We start from the raw sequence: 21,069 nt of genomic DNA on the forward strand, positions 1-21,069 counted from the left end.
CTCAATGTGCAGCGCCTGCCATCGCGAGGCCGATGGCTTCGCGCGTCCAGCCTTCTGCGGGCCGGGCCTCGCTCAGGCGCCCGTCATGCATCACCGCCACTCGGTCGCCCAACGCCAGCACTTCGTCGAGGTCGTCGGAGATCAGCAGCACGGCGGCGCCGTTGTCACGGGCTGTGATGAGTTGCTGCTGCACAAACATCACCGCGCCAATGTCCAGCCCCCAGGTGGGCTGGTGGGCCACGATGAGTTGGGGGGCGGGCGCGGTGTTGTCCGCGCCATTCTGTGGCGGCATCAGCGCCCGGCCCAGGATGAGCTTTTGCATGTTGCCGCCCGACAGCGACCGCGCAGGCGCATCCGGTCCGCCGCCGCGTACGTCAAAGGTCTCGGTCACCTGCTTTGCATGCTGGCGCGCCGCGCGGCGTTTGACCCAGAAGGCGCGGAACCAAGAGTGCGCAAACCAGGGGCCGCGCAGGCGTTCGGATACGGCGTTCTCCCACACGGGCAGATCCCCCACCACGCCCACGGCGTGGCGGTCTTCGGGGATGCGGGCCACGCCTTGGCTGACCAGCCATGCGGGCCGGGCTTGCAGAGGGGCGCCGCGCAGGGTGACCGCGCCCGAGGAGGCTGCGCGCACGCCACACAACACATCGGCCAGCGCCACCTGGCCGTTGCCGCTCACGCCTGCAATCGCCACGATCTCGCCTGCGCGCAGGGTGAGGGATATATCGTTCAGTCGGTCGCGCCCTGTGGGTGCGGTGCTGACGTGGGTCAGGGTGCAGATGGGCTCGCCCATGTTCTTAGCGGGGCGGCGCTTGGCCGCTTCAATGGCATGGCCCACCATCCATTGCGCCAGCTGCCCTTGTGTGGTGCCCTGCGCAGGCGCCTCGGCTACCAGCTTGCCCTGGCGCAGCACGGCCACGCGGTGCGAAACGCGCAGCACTTCACCCAGCTTGTGGCTGATGAAGATGATGGACAGGCCCTGCGCCACCATCTGAGTGAGGGTATCGAACAGCGCCTCGCTCTCCTGCGGGGTGAGCACGGCAGTGGGTTCGTCCAGGATGAGGATGCGCGCGCCCCGGTAGAGCGCTTTCAGGATTTCGACCCGCTGGCGCTCGCCCACTGAAAGGTTTCCGACGCGCGCATCGGGGTTGACGGGCAGACCAAACTGCTGCGACACGGCCAGCAGCTTGGCGCGCGCCTCGCTGCGGCGCGAGAAGGGCTGCCACAGCGGCTCGGTGCCCAGCAGCACGTTGTCCAGCACCGTGAGGTTGTCGGCCAGCGTGAAGTGCTGGTGCACCATGCCAATGCCCGCGGCCAGCGCCGCGCGCGGCTGGCCGGGCGGCAGGGGCTGGCCGAAGACCTCGATGCTGCCTTCGTCGGCCACGTAGTGCCCGAACAGGATGGACATCAGCGTGGACTTGCCCGCACCGTTTTCGCCCAGCAGGGCCAGCACCTCGCCGCGTGCGAGGGTCAGGCTGATGCTGTCGTTGGCGACGAGCTTGCCGAAGCGTTTGGTGATGCCCGACAGGCGCAGGACGGAAGCCGTGGACTCTTTCATTTACTTCCAGCTGGCCAAAAACGCCCGCAGCACCTTGGCCGAATTGGCCGCTGCCAGGCCCATGAAGGTGCCCATTTCGTTCTCGCCTTCGCCACCACCGGCCAGGTCGCTGAGCGAACGGAAAGCGATGTAGGGCACACCATTGCTGTGCGCCACCATGGCGGTGGCGGCGGTTTCCATGTCGAGCACATTGGCCTCAAAGGTCTTGAAGGCGTACTCGCGAAAGGCCTTGTTGTCCACGAACGCCTGGCCCGATACGCCGTTGCCGCCCACTACCAGTTGCGGGCGCTGTTTCAGGCAGGTGGCGGCCAGGCAGTGCTCCAGGCCCACGTTCTGCAGGCTGCGGGCAGTGGCCAGCATCTTGGGGTCGGCTTCGAACCAGAACTTTTTGGTGAGTTTGGGGTTGGCGGCAGACCGCACCTCCACGGGGCGTGGGTGCATCATGCCGAAGGCGGGCATTGTCAGCTCGCTTTTCATCCAGGCGGGGGCGCTGTACTGGCCGGGCTTGTCTTCGCGCGCCATCAGCCATTCCATGTACTGGCCCCACTGTGCGGGCACCGTGACGTCGCCGATGTGCAGGCCGGGGTTCACGCCGCCTGCAATGCCGCTGAAGACCACATGGCTCACGTTGAAGCGGTCCAGCACCAGCTGCGTGTTCATGGCCGCGTTGGTCATGCTGATGCCGGAGAGAAACACCACTACAGGCTTGCCCTCCAGCGTGCCGGTGGTGAATTCCACGCCGTTGATGCTGTGCTTGGCGGGTTGCTGCACCTGGGGCAGCAGCACGGTCAGCTCCGGCGCAAAGGCGGAAATGACGGCGATGCGGGGCGTGTCGTCCAGCCGCACCGCCGTCTTACCGGGCGCGGTGGCGGCGCAGCCTGCGACCACGGCGGCGAGGGTGAGGGCGCCCAGCAGGCGTGTGCACCGGGAGATCAGGGAAGGCTTGGCGGCGGGGAGGGATTGCATGGGGGTGGTACCTCGTCAAAGAAAACAGCGGTGCGCGCAGTCAACGCTTGAAAACAAACAGGCCACCGCTTTGCCGGGGTGGCCTGTGCACAGACTGGAGCGGGGGCGGGCAGGGGGGCGCCCGCCACATTCAGTGCTTACTTGGCCGTCGATTTGGGCTGGTTGTCGTCCACCTTGACGGTGAACTTGCCCGCCAGGATGTCGGCCTCTTTCGCCTTGACCTTGGCGACGATGTCTGCGGGCACCTTCTTCTCGAACGTGCCCAGGGGCGCGAGTTCAGAGCCCTTGTGCTTCATCATCGAATACGGGCCGTAGTCCTCGGCTGTGAACTTGCCCTCTTTGACCAGCTTGAGCGCGCGGTCGATGCTGGGTTCCATGTGCCAGATGGCCGATGCCACCACCGTGTCGGGGTACTTGTCCTGGGTGTTGATCACGTTGCCGATGGCGAGCTTGCCCTTTTCCTTGGCCGCATCACTCACGCCAAAGCGCTCGGCATAGAGCACGTCGGCGCCCTTGTCGATCATCGCGAAGGTGGCCTCCTTGGCCTTGGGTGGGTCAAACCAGCTGTTGATGAAGGTGATGGTGAATTCGACCTTGGGGTTGGTCTCTTTGGCTCCCGCCATGAAGGCGTGCATCAGGCGGTTGACCTCGGGGATGGGGAAGCCACCCACCATACCGATCTTGTTGGTCTTGGTCATGCCTCCAGCGATCATGCCGCTGAGGTACGCGGGCTCCTGGATGTAGTTGTCGAACACGCTGAAGTTGGGCGCCTGCGGCTTGCCGGAGGAGCCCAGCAGGAAGGACGTTTTGGGGAAGTCCTTGGCCACCTTGCGGGCGGCGGCTTCCACGGCGAAGGCCTCGCCCACGATGAGCTGGTTGCCGCCCGTGGCGTACTCGCGCATCACGCGTTCGTAGTCGGCGTTGCTGACGTTCTCGCTTGCTTTGTATTCGATCTCGCCCCGTGCTTCAGCGGCCTTGAGCGCCTTGTGGATGCGGCTGACCCATTGCTGCTCGAAGGGCACCGTATAGATCGCCGCGACCTTGAGCTTGGACTGCGCTGTGGCCAGTGAGGGCGCCATCGCCATGGCAGCCGAGAGGGCCAGGGAGGTGCAGAACAGGCGTCCGGTGAAAAGGCGGCGAGTGGTCATGGTGGGGTTCCTTCAGACAAACGAACAAAGGGTTGGAGGTGCCTTTGTCAAGCAAGGAGCGCGCCAGTAGGCCCCCCGGACTGCGGCAAACCGCTGGCAAGTCTGCCAGAGGAAAGCCACCAGGTGGTAAAAATTTGCGGACGCGGACAAGCCACCATGAAAAAAGCCACCGCCGGGCTCCATGGCCCTGCGGTGGCTGGTGCACGCCCCGGCGCGCTGTGCTCTTATTTGGTGCCAAAAATTCGGTCGCCCGCATCACCCAGGCCCGGCAGGATGTAGCCGTGGTCGTTCAGCTCGCGGTCGATGGCGGCGGTGAAGATCGGCACATCGGGGTGGGCCTTCTGCAGCGTGGCTACGCCTTCGGGGGCGGCCAGCAGGCAGACGAACTTGATGGAGCGGGGGTTGAGCTTTTTCAGGCGGTCCACACAGGCTGCGGCCGAGTTGCCGGTGGCGAGCATCGGGTCCACCACGATGATGTCGCGTTCGTCCATTTCAGACGGCATCTTGAAGTAGTACTCCACCGGCTGCAGCGTGGCCGGGTCGCGGTACAGGCCGATGTGGCCCACGCGGGCGCCGGGCACCACGTTGAGCATGCCGTCCAGAAAGCCGTTGCCCGCGCGCAGGATGGAGACCAGCACCAGCTTCTTGCCGTCGATGACCTTGCCGGTCATGGTTTCCAGCGGGGTTTCGATCTCGATGTCCTGCAGCGGCATGTCGCGCGTGACTTCGTAGGCCATCAGCGTGGAGAGTTCGCCCAGCAGGCGGCGGAAGCTGTTGGTGCTCGCGTCCTTTTTGCGCATCAGCGTGAGCTTGTGCTGGACGAGGGGGTGGGTGATGACGGTGACGTTGCTCATGGCAGGAAGTAGGAAATTGCTTTTTTTCGAAACGGGCATCAGTCTGCCAGAAACCGCGAGTAGCGCGGCAGATCGACGTTGCCCCCGCTCACGATCACGCCCACGCGCTCGCCGTGCAGCAGCTTGGCGCCATCGTCTTCGCCCGAAAAGGCCTGCGCGCCAGCAAACGCCAGAGCGCCCGTGGGTTCAACGACCACTTTCATGCGCGCTGCAAAAAAGCGCAGGGCTTCGATGAGCTGCTGGTCGCTCACGGTGACGATGTCTTCGACATGCTCGCGGATGATGGGGTAGGTAAGTTCGCCCAGGCTCGGTGCCTGCGCGCCGTCGGCGATGGTGTGTGGGTTGGGGATGCGCACGATGTGGCCCGCGCGCAGTGACTGCTGGGCGTCGTTGGCCGTCTCGGGCTCGACGCCGATTACCTTGCACCGGGGCGCCAGCGCCTGCGCGGCCAGCAGGCTGCCCGAGAGCAGGCCGCCGCCGCCCAGGCTGACAAACAGGTAGTCCAGGTCGGGCACCTCCTGCAGCAGCTCCAGGGCGGCCGTGCCCTGGCCCGCAATCACATGGGGGTGGTCGAACGGCGGGATCAGCGTCATGCCACGCTCGCGCGCCAGCTGGCGGCTGATGGCCTCGCGGTCTTCGGTGTAGCGGTTGTAGGTGACCACCTGGGCGCCGTATTCGCGCGTGGCGGCCATCTTGGAGGCGGCGGCGTCCTCGGGCATTACCACCAGGGCAGGCATATCGAGCAACCGGGCCGACAGGGCAATGGCCTGCGCATGGTTGCCGGCCGAGAAGGTGAGCACGCCATGTTCGCGCTGCGCGTCGCTGAACTGGGCCAGCGCGTTGTAGGCGCCCCGGAACTTGAAGGCACCCGTGCGCTGCAGGTTCTCGCACTTGAAGAACAGCTTGGCGCCCAGCCGCTCGTCGATGGTGTTGCACCGCATCACCGGTGTGTGGTGCGCCACGCCTGCCAGCCGCCGGGCGGCGGCGGCCACGTCGTCATGGGTGGGCAGGCTCACAGAGGGGGGCATGTTGGGCACGGTCATGGTGGCGTCCTTGCTGCGGGGCGTGCGCCGCCCCGTGTCGCCACATGATAGCCCTTCGGGCCCAGGATTGGCATAAAAATAGCTGCCAGCGCGCGATGGGTAAGCGCGGGTAGCTATGAATTTAGTAGTGCACGAGGTGTTTGCCCTCAGAGCCTGGCCCGGCTCCGGCCCTTGAGGCCTGCGTCGCAGGCGGCCGGGCGGTCCAGCGATCTGCGGCTGGGGGGCGGAGCCGTCCGCCAGCCTCGTCCGCCAGCTCCGTCCCTCAACCCTGTTCGCTGAAGCGGATCAGCGGCGTGAGCGCCGGGAACTCACCCGCCCGCTTTTGCTTCATCGCCGTGACGGACTCCATCACATGTCGGTTGCTCCAGATGGCGCCTTGCAGCCAGCCCATCTGGCGCAGGCTGTCTTCCACGCTGTGGTCGCGCGCGTAGTTCACGGCCTGCTTGGTGCCCCAGATGGCGACAGGGGGTTTGCTGGCAATCTCTTGCGCGCACTGCAGCGCGGCGGCCACCATGGCCTCTGGCGTGTCGAAGACTTCGTTGACCAGGCCGTAGCCCTGGGCCCTTTGCGCGCTCAGGCGGCGGCCGGTGTAGGCCAGTTCTTTCACCACACCCAGCGGGATGAGCTTGGGCAGGCGCTGCAGCGTGCCCACGTCTGCCACCATGCCGATGTTGATCTCCTGGATGCAGAAGAACGCGTCGGCCGTGGCATAGCGCACGCAGGCCGTTGTCACCATGTCCACCGCGCCGCCAATGCAGCCACCCTGGATGGCCATGATCACGGGGATGCGCAGGCTTTCGATGCGGGTGAAGGTGGCCTGCATGTCGGTGAGCAGGTCAAAGATGGCGGCGCGGCCCTCGGGGCTCTGGTCGTCCATGGTGATGGCGCCGCCAAAGGTTTCGAGCGCCATGCCTGCGCTGAAATGTTTGCCGGTGCTGCTGATGACCAGGGCGCGCGCCTCGCCGCTCTTGTTCAGCTGGGCCAGCACCTCGTCCAGCTCGCGCCAGAAGGTGGGGTGCATGGTGTTCATGGCCTCGGGGCGGTTCAGCACCAGATGGGCCACATGGTTAGTGATGCTGAGGGAGAAGCAGGTGAGGGTGGTGTTCATGGTCCGTCACTGTAGACCCGCTGGCCGCAGGCGGGTCGTCGCCTGGGTGACTTTCGATGAATGTGGCTGTTTCCGCCTGTCTGTGCTGGATTTTTAGCTATAAATAGAGGAGCAAAATGGTGGAGGTCAGTCGCCGCCCCCGCCGCCGCAGCCACCACCGCCATCTCCCCCTCCGTCCCCGCCACCTCCGTCCGAGCTTTCCGCGCCGCCAAAGTCGCCTGCGCTGCCGCTGTAGCTGCCATCCGAGAAGCTGGTGCCGCAGTAGCTGTCGCCGCCGCTGCCGCCCGCGTCGCTCTTGCGGGCGATATCGGAGCAGTCGGGCACGTAGGTGAAGCCCCCGGCAATGGCGAACTTGGCATCCAGCGCAAACAGCAGGGGCAGGCGGCTGGGGGCCTTGGGGTCGATGGATTCTTCCTTGCAGGCCCAGTACCAGCAGCGGCGCAGGCCGTCGTTGTGGCGGGCTTTTTTGCCCAGAGCCTCGGCCGGGGTGTGGTGCAAGAAGAAGCCCAGGGCGTTGTGGCACCACAGCTTGTAGGCCTGCGTGTGCAGGATGAACTCGTGCCACAGCGCATCCACAGTCTTGGATGGCATGGCCACAAAGTCCTTGTTGCTGCGCAGGCAGGCCATGAAGAATTGGCGCAGGCCGCGTTCGACCAGATCACAGTCGCGGGGGCTCAGGTGGGGGTAGACCTCGCGTAGCTTGCGCTGCAGAAAGCGGGGCAGGGGGGCTTCGCGGATGTAGCGCTCGCGCACGGCGGTAGTCCAGCGGATCAGCACCACGGTGAGCAGCACCGTGGCAAACACATACAGCAGCCAGATCCACTGGAGCTTCCACACCCCGGCAAAAACCCCGATGAAAGCCAGCACCCACAGGACGATGGCCGCCTGGACCACCTTGTTGCCCCAGCGCACCAGGGCGTGTTCTACGCGTTGCATCGTGTCCCTCCTTGTTGTTGTGTGTTTCGGTCATTGCACGGCCGCAATGTGACCAAATCGTGACAAACGCGTGGCATTGTCGCCAGCCTGTCACAAGGTCACCACACCTTCGGAGGGCTCTCGGTGGCAGCGGGGCGGTGGTTGTTTGCTGGGCACCACTGCCGCGCTACCCCTTTTCCCTTCAGCGGCGCTTGCTGCCGCCGCCGAAGATGCCGCCCAGCACGCCGCGCAGGATCTCCTTGCCCACGTTGGTGCCCACGGTGCGCACGGCCGACTTGGCCATGGTCTGCACCAGGCCGTCCTTGCGCCCGCCGCGCGGGCCGGTGGTGCCAAACAGCAGGTCGTTGAGGAAGCTGCTCTCCTGCGGCTGGGCCCCGCCCGGGGCTGTGCCCATGGGGCTGGCACCACCCGCTGTGCGGCTGGCAGGCGTGCTTGCGGGTGCGGGCGGGGCGTTTTCGGCGCGGCCCTTGAGCTTTTCGTAGGCGGATTCGCGGTCCACCGTGGTTTCGTACACACCGGTCACCAGCGAATTGGCCATCAGCGCCTGGCGTTGCTGCGGGGTGATGGGCCCCAGCTGGCTGCCCGGGGGCAGCACGAACACGCGCTCGGTCACGCTCGGGCGGCCCTTGGCGTCCAGAAAGCTCACCAGCGCCTCGCCCACGGCCAGCTCGGTGATGGCGGTTTCGATGTCCAGGCCCGGTTTTTGCCGCATGGTGGTGGCCGTCGCCTTCACGGCTTTCTGGTCGCGCGGGGTGAAGGCGCGCAGCGCGTGCTGCACGCGGTTGCCCAGTTGGGCCAGCACGCTGTCGGGGATGTCGAGAGGGTTCTGGGTGACAAAGTACACGCCCACGCCCTTGGAGCGCACCAATCGCACCACCAGCTCGATGCGCTCGATGAGCACCTTGGGCGCCTCGTTGAACAGCAGGTGGGCCTCGTCGAAGAAGAAGACCAGCTTGGGTTGCTCGGGGTCGCCGATTTCGGGCAGTTGCTCGAACAGCTCCGACAGCATCCACAAGAGGAAGGTGGCGTACAGGCGTGGCGAATTCATGAGCTTGTCGGCCGCCAGGATGTTCACCACGCCGTGGCCGTCCACCGTCTGCATGAAGTCCTGGATGTTGAGCATGGGCTCGCCGAAGAACTCGCTGCCGCCCTGTTGCTCGATTTGCAGCAGCCCGCGCTGGATGGCGCCCACGCTGGCGGCGCTCACGTTGCCATATTCGGTGGTGAATTCCTTGGCGTTGTCGCCCACGAAGGTGAGCATGGCGCGCAGGTCCTTCAGGTCCAGCAGCAGCAGTCCGTTGTCATCGGCGATCTTGAACACCAGGTTCAGCACGCCCAGCTGCGTCTCGTTCAGGTTGAGCATGCGGCCCAGCAGCAGCGGGCCCATGTCCGACACCGTGGCGCGCACCGGATGGCCTTGCTCGCCAAACACGTCCCACAACGTGGTGGGGCAGGCCAAAGGTTCTGGCAGACCCAGGCCGCGTTCCTTGAGCACGCCCGCCAACTTGTCGCCAATCTTGCCCGGCTGGCTGGCGCCTGTGAGGTCGCCCTTCACGTCCGCCATGAACACCGGCACGCCAATGCGCGAGAAGTTCTCGGCCAGGGTCTGCAGCGTCACGGTTTTGCCCGTGCCGGTGGCACCGGTGATGAGCCCGTGGCGGTTGGCCAGGCCGGGAAGCAGGTGGCATTCAATGGTGTCGTGCTTGGCAATCAGCAGGGGTTCGGCCATTTGGGGTTTCCTCGGGGGTACAGGTTCGGCAAAAAGTAAAATCGCGCTCAGTAGATTAAATCAATACAAAAGGATCTCTCGTGGCAGGACACAGCAAATGGGCGAATATCCAGCACCGCAAGGGGCGGCAGGATGAAAAACGCGGCAAGATCTGGACCCGCATCATTCGTGAAATCACTGTGGCCGCCCGTGCCGGTGGCGGCGATCTGTCTGCCAACCCCCGCCTGCGCCTGGCGGTGGACAAGGCCAAGGCGGCCAACATGCCCGCCGACCGCATCAAATACAACATCGACAAGGCCACGGGCAACGCCGAAGGCCTGACCTACGAAGAAATCCGCTACGAAGGCTACGGCATTGGTGGTGCCGCCATCATGATCGACACCATGACCGACAACCGCGTGCGCACCGTGGCCGAAGTGCGCCACGCGTTCAGCAAACACGGTGGCAACATGGGCACGGAAGGCTCGGTGGTGTTCCAGTTCAAGCACTGTGGCCAGCTGATTTTTGCCCCCGGCACCAGCGAAGACAAGGTGATGGAAGTGGCCCTGGAGGCAGGCGCCGAAGACGTGGTGACCGACGAAGACGGCGCGGTGGAGGTGCTCACGGCCCCGGCCGATTTTGAAGCCGTGAAGAACGCGCTGGAGGCCGCTGGCCTGACCGCCGAAGTGGCGGGCGTGACCATGCGGCCCGAAAACACCATCGAGCTGACCGGCGAAGACGCCGCCAAGATGCAGAAGCTGCTGGACGTTCTGGAAGACCTGGACGATACGCAAGAGGTCTACCACAACGCGGCGCTGTGACTTTGCACCTGCAGGTCGCCGCTTTTTTCTTGCCCTGACTTGTTTTCCGACTGATATTTCCCCGAACCCCACCCAGCAGCGCAGCGCTCTGGGCCGGGTTCACCAAAGGCTCCTATGAAAGTACTTGTGATTGGTGGCGGCGGCCGTGAACACGCGATGGCGTGGAAACTGAGCGAGTCCCCCAAGGTGACTAAGGTGTTTGTGGCACCCGGCAACGGTGGTACGGCCTTGAACCCCAAGCTCGAAAACGTGGCGATCTCCGATGTGCGCGAGCTGCGCACCTGGGCCCAGGCCGAGAAGATCGCGTTGACGGTGGTGGGCCCCGAGGCCCCCTTGGCGGCCGGTGTGGTCGATGAGTTCCGTGCCAACGGCCTGCGCATCTTCGGCCCCACCAAGGCGGCTGCCCAGCTCGAAAGCTCCAAGGCGTTCAGCAAGGCCTTCATGCGCCGCCACGGCATCCCCACGGCCGACTACGACACCTTCACCGACCCGGCGGCGGCGCACGCGTTTGTGGACCGGCTGGGTGCGCCCATCGTCATCAAGGCCGACGGCTTGGCGGCGGGCAAAGGCGTGGTAGTGGCCATGACGCTGCAGGAGGCCCACGACGCCGTGGACTTCATGCTCGTGGACAACAAATACGGCGTGACGCACAACGAAGGTGGCGCGCGCGTGGTGATCGAGGAATTCCTCGAAGGCGAAGAAGCCAGCTTCATCGTGCTGTGCGACGGCAAGAACGTGCTGGCCCTGGCCACCAGCCAGGACCACAAGCGCCTGAAGGACGGCGACGAAGGCCCCAACACGGGCGGCATGGGCGCTTATTCGCCCGCCCCCGTGGTCACGGCCGATGTACATGCCCGCGCCATGCGCGAGATCATCCTGCCCACGATTCGGGGCATGGAAAAGGACGGCATTCCCTACACCGGTTTTCTGTATGCAGGCCTGATGATCGACGCCAAGGGCCAGCCCAAGACGCTTGAATTCAACTGCCGCATGGGCGACCCCGAGACGCAACCTATCCTCATGCGCCTGAAAAGCGACTTCAGCGACGTGATGGCTGCTGCCGCTGACGGCAAGCTCGACCAGATGGAACTGCAATGGGACCGCCGCACTGCGCTGGGCGTGGTCATGGCCGCCCACGGCTACCCCGAGAACCCGCGCAAGGGCGACGCCATCACCGGCCTGCCCGCCGATGCGGACGATGCCGTGGTGTTCCACGCAGGCACGCAACTGAAAGACGGCGTGGTCAGCGTGACGGGCGGCCGGGTGCTGTGCGTCACCGTGCTGGCCGACAGCGTCAAGCAGGCGCAGCAGCGTGCCTATGACGTGGCACGTGGCATCCAGTTTGATGGCGCGCAGTACCGTCGTGACATCGGCTTCCGTGCCCTGAAAAGCTGATGGCTGACGCGCAAAGCCTGAATGCCGCCGAGACGGTGGCGCGCGTGCGCGGCTACCTGCAGGGCCTGCAGTCCCGCATCACCGGTGCCCTCGAAGCTGTCGAAGGCGAGGGCGGAGCACGCTTTCTGGCCGACGCCTGGAGCAAGCCGCACGGCGAACCGCTGCAGGGCGATGGCATCACCAAGATCATGGAAGGTGGCCGGGTGTTTGAACGCGCGGGCTGCGGCTTCAGCCATGTGCGTGGCCCGCAGCTGCCGCCCTCGGCCACGCAGCACCGGCCCGAACTGGCGGGAGCGCCGTTCGAGGCCATGGGCGTGTCGCTGGTGTTCCATCCGCGCAACCCGTATGTGCCCACGGTGCACATGAACGTGCGCATGATCGCCGTCGGGCACCCCGGCCAGGCGCCCACCTGCTGGTTTGGCGGCGGCATGGACCTCACGCCGTATTACGGGTTTGAGGAAGACGCCGTGCACTTTCACCGCACCTGCCGCGATGCGCTCAACGCCTTTGGTGAGGACAAGTACCCACGCTTCAAGCAGTGGTGCGATGAGTATTTCTTCCTCAAGCACCGCAACGAGCAGCGCGGCGTGGGCGGCGTGTTTTATGACGACTTCTCGGAGCTGGGCTTTGAACAAAGCCTGGCGATGACGCAGTCGGTGGGCGATGCCTTTCTGGGGGCCTACCTGCCCATCGTGGAAAAACGCCAGAACACGCCCTTTGGCGAGCGCGAGCGCAACTTCCAGCTCTACCGCCGGGGCCGCTATGTCGAGTTCAACCTGGTGTGGGACCGGGGCACGCACTTTGGCCTGCAGTCGGGCGGGCGCACCGAGTCCATCCTGCTGTCCATGCCGCCGCTGGTGGCCTGGTCGTACCAGCGCTCTGACGCCGCCGATTCGGCCGAAGCCGAGTTGCTGCAGCGCTTTCTGGTGCGCCGGGATTGGCTGGCCAGCGCTGCTGCGGCGGCGTGCTGACGGGGTAAAAAGCGCAAAAGCTATAATTTCAATAGCTGGCCGCGCTTTTTACACAGGCGCAGGAGCCCTAAAACACCCCAAACCAACGCTGCGCCAGGTTGCAACACCGGCGCAACAACACGTAGCACCCGAGGCGCAGCCCTATTGGTTGCACGCCGTGTTGCGCGCTATATTGATCCATTCCCTCTCTAATCACCGCCTGATGACCACCTCCACCAAATCGGAAACCGCCGCCAAAAAAGACGTCACCAAACTCCAGCGCGCCATCGTGGATGGCCTGGAAGACGTCAAGGCGCAAGACATCCAGGTTTTCAACACCGAGCATCTCTCGCCGCTGTTTGAACGGGTGATCGTGGCATCGGGCACCTCCAACCGCCAGACCAAGGCCCTGGCCGCCAGCGTGCGTGATGCGGTCAAGGAAGCCGGGTTCTCCAAGCCCCGCATTGAGGGCGAGGACAACGGCGAGTGGATCATCGTGGACTGCGGCTCGGCCGTGGCGCACATCATGCAGCCCGCCATCCGCCAGTACTACCGCCTGGAAGAGCTGTGGGGCGACACCCCCGTGCGCCTGAAGCTGGGCGCTGCCAAGCCCCAGTCGAGCGCCGCTACCGAACTGGCCGAGAAGAAGTCGGCCCAGAAGGCCGCCAAGTCGGGCGCCAAAGCCCCTGCCAAGAAGGCAGCGGCCCCTGCGGTAGCCGCCCGCTCGGGCAAGGCCACGGTGAAGGCCGTCGCCAAGACCGCTGCGAAGACAGCCGCCAAGACGCCCGTCAAGGCAGCACCCAAGCCCGCCGCAAAAACGGCGGCCAAGGCGACACCTGCCAAGACAGCAGCCAAGACCACCGGTGCAGTGGCCGCCAAGAAGCCCGCCGCCGCCAAGACGCCTGTCAAGACGGTGGTGGTCAAGCCCGGCGGCGCCAAGAAGCCTGTGGCCAAGAAGTCGTCACCTGCAGCCAAGGCCCCCGCACGCGCCGCAGCCAAGCCGACTTCTGCATCGGCACCCAAGGCAGCTGCTAGCAAGCCCGCCGCCAAGAAGGCCCCGGCCCGCAAGGGTTGACCTGCGGCCGCAGGGCACCCGGCTGGGTGCGCTGCGGAAACCACCCCCAAGCAACGAGGTTGATCCATGAAGCTGCTTATCGTGGCGGTCGGGCAGCGGGTGCCCGACTGGGCACAAACGGCCTACGACGACTATGCCAAACGTTTTCCGCCCGAACTCAAGGTCGAGCTCAAGGCCGTCAAGACTGAGCCACGCGGCTCCAAGACGCTGGAGACGCTCTATGCCGCCGAGCGTGAGCGCATCGAAGCCGCGATCCCGCGCGGCACGCGCGTGGTGGCGCTGGACGAGCGCGGCACCAACCTCACCACCAAGGCCCTGGCCGAACGCCTCAAGGGCTGGCAGCTGGGGGGCGATGATGTGGCGCTGGTCATCGGCGGCCCCGACGGGCTGGACCCGGCTTTTCGCCAGGCCGCGCATGAACGCATTCGCCTGTCCGACCTGACCCTGCCGCATGCCATGGTGCGCGTGCTGCTCATCGAGCAGCTGTACCGGGCCTGGTCGGTGAACGCCGGGCACCCGTACCACCGGGAATAAAGCGGTTACCCGTGCTGCTGACCCAATTTACTATTGTTTTGATAGCTGCTAGCGCTTGATGGTCAGGCGCTGGGGCCGATTTTTATTCAAAATCTGTTCATGCCTGACTTCATCTACCTCGCCTCCCAAAGCCCCCGCCGACGCCAGTTGCTCGAACAGCTGGGCGTGCGCCACGAACTGCTGCTGCCCAATGTGGACGGCGACGAAGCCGAGGACACCGAGGCCATCGAAGTGGTGCTGCCCGGCGAGGCGCCCACGGCCTACGTGGAACGCGTCACCGGCCTCAAGCTGGATGCCGCCGTGGCCCGGCGCGCCCGCCGTGGCCTGCCAGACGCCCCCATCCTCTGCTCCGACACCACCGTGGCCCTGGGCCGCACCATCTACGGCAAACCCGACGATGCAGAGCATGCCGCGCGCATGCTGGCCGAGCTGGCGGGGCACGAGCACCGCGTGCTCACCGCCGTGGCGCTGCAGGTGGGGGGCAAGCGGTTGGCTGCGCTATCGGTGTCGCGCGTGACCTTTGCCGCCATGACGTCCGCGCAGATCGACGCCTATGTGGCCACGGGCGAGCCGCTGGGCAAGGCCGGTGCCTATGGCATCCAGGGGCGGGCTGCGGCGTATGTGGAACACCTGGCGGGCAGCTATTCGGGCATCATGGGCCTGCCCATGTACGAGACAGCGCAACTGTTGCGCGCGGCGGGCTTCCCTCTATAAGCAAAACAACAGGCTTACCCAGTCATGCAACAAGACATCCTGATCAATTGGTCGCCGCAGGAGACGCGCGTGGCCGTGGTGGAGCACGGCGCCGTGCAGGAGCTGCACATCGAGCGCACGCTGGAGCGGGGCCTGGTGGGCAACGTCTACCTGGGCAAGGTCTCGCGCGTGCTGCCGGGCATGCAGTCGGCCTTCATCGACATTGGCCTGGAGCGCGCGGCCTTCTTGCATGTGGCTGACGTGTGGCAGCGCCAGCCCGATGGCGAGCCGCCCGCATTTGCCCGCAAGACCGAACCCCAGGTGCCCATCGAAAAGCAGGTGTTCGAAGGCCAGGCGCTCATGGTGCAGGTCATCAAGGACCCTATCGGCACCAAGGGCGCGCGTCTGTCCACACAGATCAGCATCGCAGGCCGCCTGCTGGTGTTCTTGCCGCAGGACGACCATGTAGGCGTGTCGCAGAAGATCCCTCCTGCCGAGCGCGATGCCCTGCGCGCGCGCCTGCAGGCGCTGGTGGGCGACAAGTCCACGGGCGGGGGCGGCGGTTTCATCCTGCGCACCAACGGCGAAGATTCCACCGACGAGGAACTGGCCGAAGACATCGCCTACCTGCGCAAGACCTGGGCGCGCATCAAGGAGGCATCGCTCAAGCTGCCCGCCATGTCTCTCTTGCACCAGGATCTGGACCTGCTGCAGCGTGTGCTGCGTGATCTGGTGGGCGACCACACGCAGACCATTCGGCTCGATTCGATGGAGCAGTTCCAGCGCCTGCGTGCCTTTGGGCAGGAGTTCATGCCCGCAGCCGCAGGCAAGCTGCAGCACTACAAGGGCGAGCGGCCCATTTTTGACCTGTACTCCATCGACGAAGAAGTGGCCAAGGCGCTGGGCCGCCGGGTGGAGTTGAAATCAGGCGGCTACCTCATCGTGGACCAGACCGAGGCGCTGACCACCATCGACGTGAACACCGGCGGCTACGTGGGTGCGCGCAATTTCGACGACACCATCTTCAAGACCAACCTGGAGGCCGCGCAAGCCATTGCGCGCCAGCTGCGCCTGCGCAACCTGGGCGGCATCATCATCGTGGACTTCATCGACATGGTGCGCGACGACCATCAGCAGGCCGTGCTGTCGGAGTTCAAAAAGCAGTTGGCCCGCGACCGCGTCAAGACCATGTCGTCTGGCACGTTCTCGCAACTGGGCCTGGTAGAGATGACCCGCAAGCGCACCCGTGAATCGCTGGCCCACATGCTGTGCGAGCCCTGCGAGGTGTGCCAGGGCAAGGGCAGTGTGAAGACTGCCCGCAGCGTGTGCTACGACATCCTGCGCGAGATCCTGCGCGAAGCGCGCCAGTTCAACCCGCGCGAGTTCCGCGTGGTGGCGTCGGCGCGGGTGGTGGAGCTGTTCCTGGACGAAGAAAGCCAGCACTTGGCCGGACTCTCGGACTTCATCAAAAAACCCATCTCGCTGCAGGCCGAAAGCGCGATGGGGCAGGAACAGTACGACATCGTGCTGCTGTAGTTACTTCGGCGGGCCTGGCGGCTGCCGCCAGCGTCAGCCTTCGATCCGCAATCAGGCCTCGATCTGCATGGCCGGGCGCGCCTGCACGCGTTCCAGCCAGGCCTGGACATGGCGGTGCGCCTTCACCGGTGCGCCCAGGTACACGCTGTAGCCCAGCACCGAGCCCACGACCAGGTCCACCAGCGAATAGTTGGCGCCCAGCATCCAGGGTTGCTGCGCGAGCCGCGCATCCAGCACCGTTAGCAGCTCATTCAACCCGCGCATCGCGGCGTCAGCGTGCACCGGGCTGCGCAGGGTTTCGTCCCCCTGCGTGGCCACCTGCAGGCGCACCAGCACCGCACCATAGGTCACATACGCCCAGGCGCACCACGACAGCGCTTGCAGCGCCTCGGGCGTGCCCGCAGCGGGCCACAGCCCACGCTCCACGCCAAAGCGGTGGCCCAGCCACAGGTGGATGGCCAGGGCCTCGAACATGGGGGCACCGTCCACGGTCATCGTGGGCACTTTGCCATTGGGATTCAGGGCGAGGTACTCGGGGCGGCGCTGTTCGCCGGTGCGGATATCGATCTTCACGCGCTCATGTGGCACGCCCAGTTCGGCGAGGGCGCAGGCGATGGGGGTGGCGCTGGACATGGGGTGCCAGTAAAGGACGATGGACATGGAGAACTCCTTGATGTTGGTTGAAGAAAGAAAAGGTGTTGCCACTGTAAAAACCATTGCGGACAATTTCGGTCCTCAATAAAAAGTACAGTGCCCACATGCTCAGTTCATCGACCCGCCTGTTGCGCCTGCTTTCGCTGTTGCAGACGCGTGCCCACTGGATGGGCCCGGAGCTGGCCGAGCGCCTGGAAGTGCACCCCCGCACACTGCGGCGCGACATCGACCGCCTGCGCCAGCTGGGCTACCCGGTGCAGGCCAGCAGTGGCGTGGCGGGGGGCTATGCGTTTCGCGCCGGGCAGGCCCTGCCGCCGCTGCTGCTGGATGACGAGGAAGCCCTGGCGGTATCGATTGCGCTGCGCACGGCCACGGCGGGGGCGGTGGGGGGCATTGAAGAGCCCGCACTGCGCGCGCTCGTCAAGCTGGAGCAGGCCATGCCCGCGCGACTGCGCAAACGTGTGGACGCGCTGCGCGCCGCCATCCTGCCGCTCACACACACAGGGCCGGTGGTAGAGGCTTCGGTGCTGGCCACACTTGCGTTGGCCTGCCGTGACCAGTTGCGCACCGAATTCCAGTACCAGGACAGCCAGGGCCGCAGTGCGCAGCGCTCGGTCGAGCCACAGGGCGTGGTGCACACCGGCCAGCGCTGGTACCTGGTGGCGTGGGACAGGGTGCGCAACGACTGGCGCACCTTCCGCATCGACCGCATCGTGGGTGACCCGCAGGTGGGCGCACATTTCGCGCCCCGGGCCTCGCCCGACGGGGGTGATCTGAAGGGCTACGTGTCGCGCTCCATCTCTGCGCCGCACCATGCCGAACAGGCGCGCGTGGTGCTGCACGCGCCCTACGCCGTCATGTCGCGCCGCATACCGCCGTCTGCCGGGGTGGTAAGCACCCTGGACCAGGGGCAGCGCTGCCAGCTGGAATGCGCAGCCAACGATTCGCTGGTGTACTGGCTGATGGCCCTTGATGTGGAGTTCGAGGTGCTGGCACCTGCCGCACTGAAAGAGCGGCTGCGCGTGGCGGGGGAGCGGGCGCTGCGGTGTGCGCTATGAAAGCGCGTTGCTGACCCTTGGCGAAGGGGCTACAAGGTTTTGGTCAGCGTGACGATCACGCGCGACTTGTTCACATGGCCGAAGAAGGCCTTCTTGTTGGCGCCGACCACGGCCGCGCCCAGCGACAGGCCACCGCCGAAGTCATACGCGCCACCCAATTGATAGTCCATGTAGTTGGGCACACCGGTGTCCTTGATGTCGCTGGCAAAACGTGTGAAGCCCACCGAGGCCTTCACCGTGACGCTGGGCGCCACTTCCTGGGCAAACGCGAAGTTCAGGTAGCCCGTGTTGCGGCCCTTCAGGCCCGAGCCGGACTTGGCACCGGCAAAGCCGAAGTAGTCCTTGGAGATGGTGTGCGAGTACTTGGCAGTGAAGGGGCCCAGGGTGGCCGCGCCATACAGCTCGGTGGTGTTGCCATTGCTGTTGCCGGGGTAGATGTAGGTCAGCGCGCCCACATCGAAATCAGCGCCTGCGGCCTTGAACTTGTAGCCGCCATACAGGTCGGATTCGAGCGAGTTGTTGGTCAGCCAGTCCACGCTGGAGTTCCAGTTGCCCACGTACCAGCCGGACTCGCCGAAGGCGTAGTCAAAGCCGCCTTGCAGGGCGGGCTTGACGGCCTTGGCTTTGGTGGCATCCTGGTCCTGGCCACGGAACTTGTAGTTGGTGGTCAGACTGACGTTGCCGGTGAGCTGGGCACTGGCCAGCAGGGGCAGCGCGGCCAGCAGGGCGGTGGCGAATACTTTGGATGAAGAACCGTTCATGGCAGCAATGTTTGAAAAAAGAACAAGAGCGCAAGCGTAGAAAAGCCCGCGTATAAAGTTCGCAAAAATTGCGCCCCTTCGCGTTAATGTTGCGCAAGTCTGCAGCCGCCGGGCATGGTGGCTTGTGTAGCGCATCCCCCCAACGCCGCCCTCGCCGGGCCCGCGTTTTTACGCCGTTTTTACGGCGCCCCCCACAGTCTGTGCACACTTTTTACGCCCACCTTCTCAGAATCAAACACCTGTTCTGATGCAGGAGTTGTCGATGGACGTGATGTGGATGGCCGCACTGGCGGCGTTGTGGGTGGTCATGGCCGAGGCCGTGGTTTTGCTGGGCAAATATGGCCCGGCCAAGGGGGCGCGTTCATGATCGGCATGGAAATGCTTTACGGTTTTGGCGCCATCGTGGCCCTGGTCTTGCTGGCCTACCTGGTGTTTGCGCTGATTTGCGCGGAGGAGTTCTGAGATGGATACCTCTGCATGGAGCCTGTTGGGGCTCTTCCTGATCGTGCTGGGCGTGCTGGCGTGGCCGCTGGGCAAATGGCTGGCCGCAGTCTGTGAAGGCCGCCTGCCAAGGTGGATGCATGCCGCCGAAAAACCGTTGTACAAGCTGGCCGGGGTCGCGCCGGACCAGATGATGCACTGGCGCAGCTATGCGCTGGCGCTGCTGGCTTTCAATGCCATCGGCGCTTTTGCGGTGTATGGCCTGCAGCGTTTGCAGCACCTGCTGCCGCTCAATCCGCAGGGCATGGCCGCCGTGTCGGGCGATTCTTCGTTCAACACCGCCATCAGCTTTGTCTCCAACACCAACTGGCAGGGCTATGGGGGCGAGTCCACCATGAGCTACCTCACGCAGATGCTGGGCCTGTCGGTGCAGAACTTTTTCTCGGCGGCCACCGGCATCGCCGTGGCGTTTGCACTGGCACGCGGTTTTGCAGCGCGCAGCACCGATGGCCAAGGCTTTGTGGGCAACTTCTGGGCCGATGTCACGCGCATCACGGCATGGGTGCTGATGCCCATCGCGTTGGTGATTTCCATGGTGCTGGTTGGGCAAGGGGTGATCCAGAACTTTGACGCCTACAAGGATGTGGCGACGCTGGAGACAACGGCCTATGAAGTGCCCAAGCTCGACGCATCGGGCCAGCCGGTGGTGGGCAGTGATGGCGCGCCGGTGATGGAAGCCAAGACGAGCAACACCCAGACCCTGGCCATGGGCCCGGTGGCGTCACAGGAGGCCATCAAGATGCTGGGCACCAACGGCGGTGGCTTTTTCAACGCCAACTCCGCCCATCCCTATGAGAACCCGACGGCCCTGACCAACTTCGTGCAGATGCTGGCGATTTTTCTGATTCCCGCTGCGCTGTGTTTTGCGTTTGGCCGGGTCGTGGGCGACCAGCGCCAGGGCTTTGCGATCCTGGCGGCCATGACGGTGATGTTTGTGGTGGCCGTGATTGCCGTGGTTTCCGCCGAGAAAGTTGGCAATCCGCAATGGGTGGGCCTGGGCGTGGAGCAAACCGCCAGTGCCCTGCAAGCGGGCGGCAACATGGAGGGCAAGGAGGTGCGGTTCGGCATCAACGCGTCGGCCCTGTTCGCCGCTGTGACCACTGCGGCCTCGTGCGGTGCGGTGAACGCCATGCACGATTCCTTCACGCCTCTGGGCGGCATGGTGCCGCTGGTGCTGATGCAGCTGGGTGAGGTGGTGTTTGGTGGCGTGGGCACGGGCCTGTACGGCATGCTGGTGTTCGCCATCCTCGCCGTCTTCATGGCGGGCCTCATGATTGGCCGCACACCGGAGTACCTGGGCAAGAAGATCGAGGTGCGCGAGATGAAGCTCACCTCGGCGGCCATCCTGGTCACGCCCATTCTGGTGCTGGTGGGCACGGCGATTGCCGTGGCCACGGATGCGGGCAGGGCGGGTATTGCCAACCCGGGCGCGCACGGGTTCTCTGAAATTCTGTATGCACTGACCTCTGCCGCCAACAACAACGGCAGCGCCTTTGCGGGCCTGTCGGCCAACACGCCGTTCTACAACGTGTTGCTGGGGCTGGCGATGTGGCTGGGCCGCTTTGGCGTGATCGTGCCGGTGCTGGCCATTGCCGGTTCGCTGGCCGCCAAAAAGCGCCTGCCAGCCACGGCGGGCACCATGCCCACGCACGGGCCGTTGTTTGTCACGCTGCTGATCGGCACCGTGCTTCTGGTGGGTCTTCTCAACTATGTGCCCTCCCTGGCTCTGGGGCCGATGGTGGAGCACCTGATGCTCCGGGTTCAGTGAGG

The 21,069-nt window shown here is 65.1% G+C and carries 20 protein-coding genes; 10 read left to right on the top strand and 10 right to left on the bottom strand.

Going from position 1 to position 21,069, the window contains the following annotated elements:
• Position 1 precedes the first annotated feature (1 nt).
• The 8 genes from CBY09_RS18720 to CBY09_RS18755 form a co-directional block, all read right to left on the bottom strand.
• The gene (locus tag CBY09_RS18720) at positions 2 to 1,558 is read right to left on the bottom strand and encodes an ABC transporter ATP-binding protein (RefSeq protein ID WP_094291070.1); all 1,557 of its coding nucleotides are present in this window, start codon (positions 1,556 to 1,558) and stop codon (positions 2 to 4) included.
• Entirely contained in the window at positions 1,559 to 2,524 is a 966-nt protein-coding gene (locus CBY09_RS18725) for a 5'-methylthioadenosine/S-adenosylhomocysteine nucleosidase (protein ID WP_094291071.1), read from the bottom strand.
• A gap of 137 nt (positions 2,525 to 2,661) precedes the next feature.
• On the bottom strand, positions 2,662 to 3,672 hold the full coding sequence (locus CBY09_RS18730) for a BMP family protein (RefSeq protein ID WP_094291072.1): 1,011 nt from the start codon (positions 3,670 to 3,672) through the stop codon (positions 2,662 to 2,664).
• Between the two features lie 224 nt (positions 3,673 to 3,896).
• Positions 3,897 to 4,526, bottom strand: coding sequence for a uracil phosphoribosyltransferase (gene upp, locus CBY09_RS18735; RefSeq protein ID WP_094291073.1), 630 nt, complete (start codon positions 4,524 to 4,526; stop codon positions 3,897 to 3,899).
• Positions 4,527 to 4,564: 38 nt separating this feature from the next.
• A complete protein-coding gene (locus CBY09_RS18740) occupies positions 4,565 to 5,569 on the bottom strand; it encodes a threo-3-hydroxy-L-aspartate ammonia-lyase (protein ID WP_094291074.1) in 1,005 nt (334 codons plus the stop codon).
• Between the two features lie 262 nt (positions 5,570 to 5,831).
• Positions 5,832 to 6,677: an enoyl-CoA hydratase-related protein gene (locus CBY09_RS18745; RefSeq protein WP_094291075.1), complete on the bottom strand. Its 846-nt coding sequence runs from the start codon at positions 6,675 to 6,677 to the stop codon at positions 5,832 to 5,834.
• Positions 6,678 to 6,803: 126 nt separating this feature from the next.
• Positions 6,804 to 7,613, bottom strand: a complete 810-nt coding sequence (locus tag CBY09_RS18750) for a glycine-rich domain-containing protein (RefSeq protein WP_094291076.1) — start codon at positions 7,611 to 7,613, stop codon at positions 6,804 to 6,806.
• A 181-nt stretch (positions 7,614 to 7,794) separates the two neighbouring features.
• Positions 7,795 to 9,342 (bottom strand): helicase HerA-like domain-containing protein, encoded by a 1,548-nt coding sequence (locus CBY09_RS18755; protein WP_094291077.1) that lies wholly within the window; start codon positions 9,340 to 9,342, stop codon positions 7,795 to 7,797.
• 80 nt (positions 9,343 to 9,422) lie between these two features.
• Here CBY09_RS18755 and CBY09_RS18760 point away from each other — a divergent pair, with 80 nt between their 5' ends.
• The 7 genes from CBY09_RS18760 (at position 9,423) to rng (ending at position 16,325) form a co-directional block, all read left to right on the top strand.
• Entirely contained in the window at positions 9,423 to 10,142 is a 720-nt protein-coding gene (locus CBY09_RS18760; RefSeq protein WP_015014275.1) for a YebC/PmpR family DNA-binding transcriptional regulator, read from the top strand.
• A gap of 114 nt (positions 10,143 to 10,256) precedes the next feature.
• Positions 10,257 to 11,537: a phosphoribosylamine--glycine ligase gene (gene purD / locus CBY09_RS18765; RefSeq protein WP_094291078.1), complete on the top strand. Its 1,281-nt coding sequence runs from the start codon at positions 10,257 to 10,259 to the stop codon at positions 11,535 to 11,537.
• Entirely contained in the window at positions 11,537 to 12,508 is a 972-nt protein-coding gene (gene hemF / locus CBY09_RS18770) for an oxygen-dependent coproporphyrinogen oxidase (RefSeq protein ID WP_094291079.1), read from the top strand. Before purD ends, hemF begins: the two co-directional genes overlap by 1 nt.
• Positions 12,509 to 12,710: 202 nt before the next feature.
• A complete protein-coding gene (rsfS, locus tag CBY09_RS18775; protein ID WP_094291080.1) occupies positions 12,711 to 13,562 on the top strand; it encodes a ribosome silencing factor in 852 nt (283 codons plus the stop codon).
• 66 nt (positions 13,563 to 13,628) lie between these two features.
• On the top strand, positions 13,629 to 14,096 hold the full coding sequence (gene rlmH / locus CBY09_RS18780; RefSeq protein WP_007858784.1) for a 23S rRNA (pseudouridine(1915)-N(3))-methyltransferase RlmH: 468 nt from the start codon (positions 13,629 to 13,631) through the stop codon (positions 14,094 to 14,096).
• A gap of 99 nt (positions 14,097 to 14,195) precedes the next feature.
• Positions 14,196 to 14,810 carry a Maf family protein gene (locus tag CBY09_RS18785; protein WP_094291081.1) on the top strand — a complete coding sequence of 205 codons (615 nt, stop codon included), beginning with the start codon at positions 14,196 to 14,198 and terminating at the stop codon, positions 14,808 to 14,810.
• Between the two features lie 24 nt (positions 14,811 to 14,834).
• A complete protein-coding gene (gene rng / locus CBY09_RS18790; protein WP_094291082.1) occupies positions 14,835 to 16,325 on the top strand; it encodes a ribonuclease G in 1,491 nt (496 codons plus the stop codon).
• A gap of 51 nt (positions 16,326 to 16,376) precedes the next feature.
• On the opposite strand, the gene CBY09_RS18795 is transcribed toward rng, so the two are convergent.
• Positions 16,377 to 16,985: a glutathione S-transferase family protein gene (locus CBY09_RS18795; RefSeq protein WP_094291083.1), complete on the bottom strand. Its 609-nt coding sequence runs from the start codon at positions 16,983 to 16,985 to the stop codon at positions 16,377 to 16,379.
• Between the two features lie 98 nt (positions 16,986 to 17,083).
• Between CBY09_RS18795 and CBY09_RS18800 the strand changes: the two genes are divergently transcribed.
• Positions 17,084 to 18,037, top strand: coding sequence for a helix-turn-helix transcriptional regulator (locus tag CBY09_RS18800; protein WP_094291084.1), 954 nt, complete (start codon positions 17,084 to 17,086; stop codon positions 18,035 to 18,037).
• A 29-nt stretch (positions 18,038 to 18,066) separates the two neighbouring features.
• On the opposite strand, the gene CBY09_RS18805 is transcribed toward CBY09_RS18800, so the two are convergent.
• Positions 18,067 to 18,798 (bottom strand): TorF family putative porin, encoded by a 732-nt coding sequence (locus CBY09_RS18805; protein WP_094291085.1) that lies wholly within the window; start codon positions 18,796 to 18,798, stop codon positions 18,067 to 18,069.
• A gap of 363 nt (positions 18,799 to 19,161) precedes the next feature.
• On the opposite strand from CBY09_RS18805, the gene CBY09_RS18810 reads away from it, so the two are divergent.
• Both CBY09_RS18810 and kdpA read left to right on the top strand, forming a co-directional pair.
• Entirely contained in the window at positions 19,162 to 19,260 is a 99-nt protein-coding gene (locus tag CBY09_RS18810) for a potassium-transporting ATPase subunit F (RefSeq protein ID WP_056414695.1), read from the top strand.
• Between the two features lies 1 nt (position 19,261).
• Entirely contained in the window at positions 19,262 to 21,067 is a 1,806-nt protein-coding gene (gene kdpA, locus CBY09_RS18815; protein ID WP_094291086.1) for a potassium-transporting ATPase subunit KdpA, read from the top strand.
• Positions 21,068 to 21,069: the final 2 nt, after the last annotated feature.

Source organism: Acidovorax kalamii (assembly GCF_002245625.1).
GTDB lineage: Bacteria > Pseudomonadota > Gammaproteobacteria > Burkholderiales > Burkholderiaceae_C > Acidovorax > Acidovorax kalamii.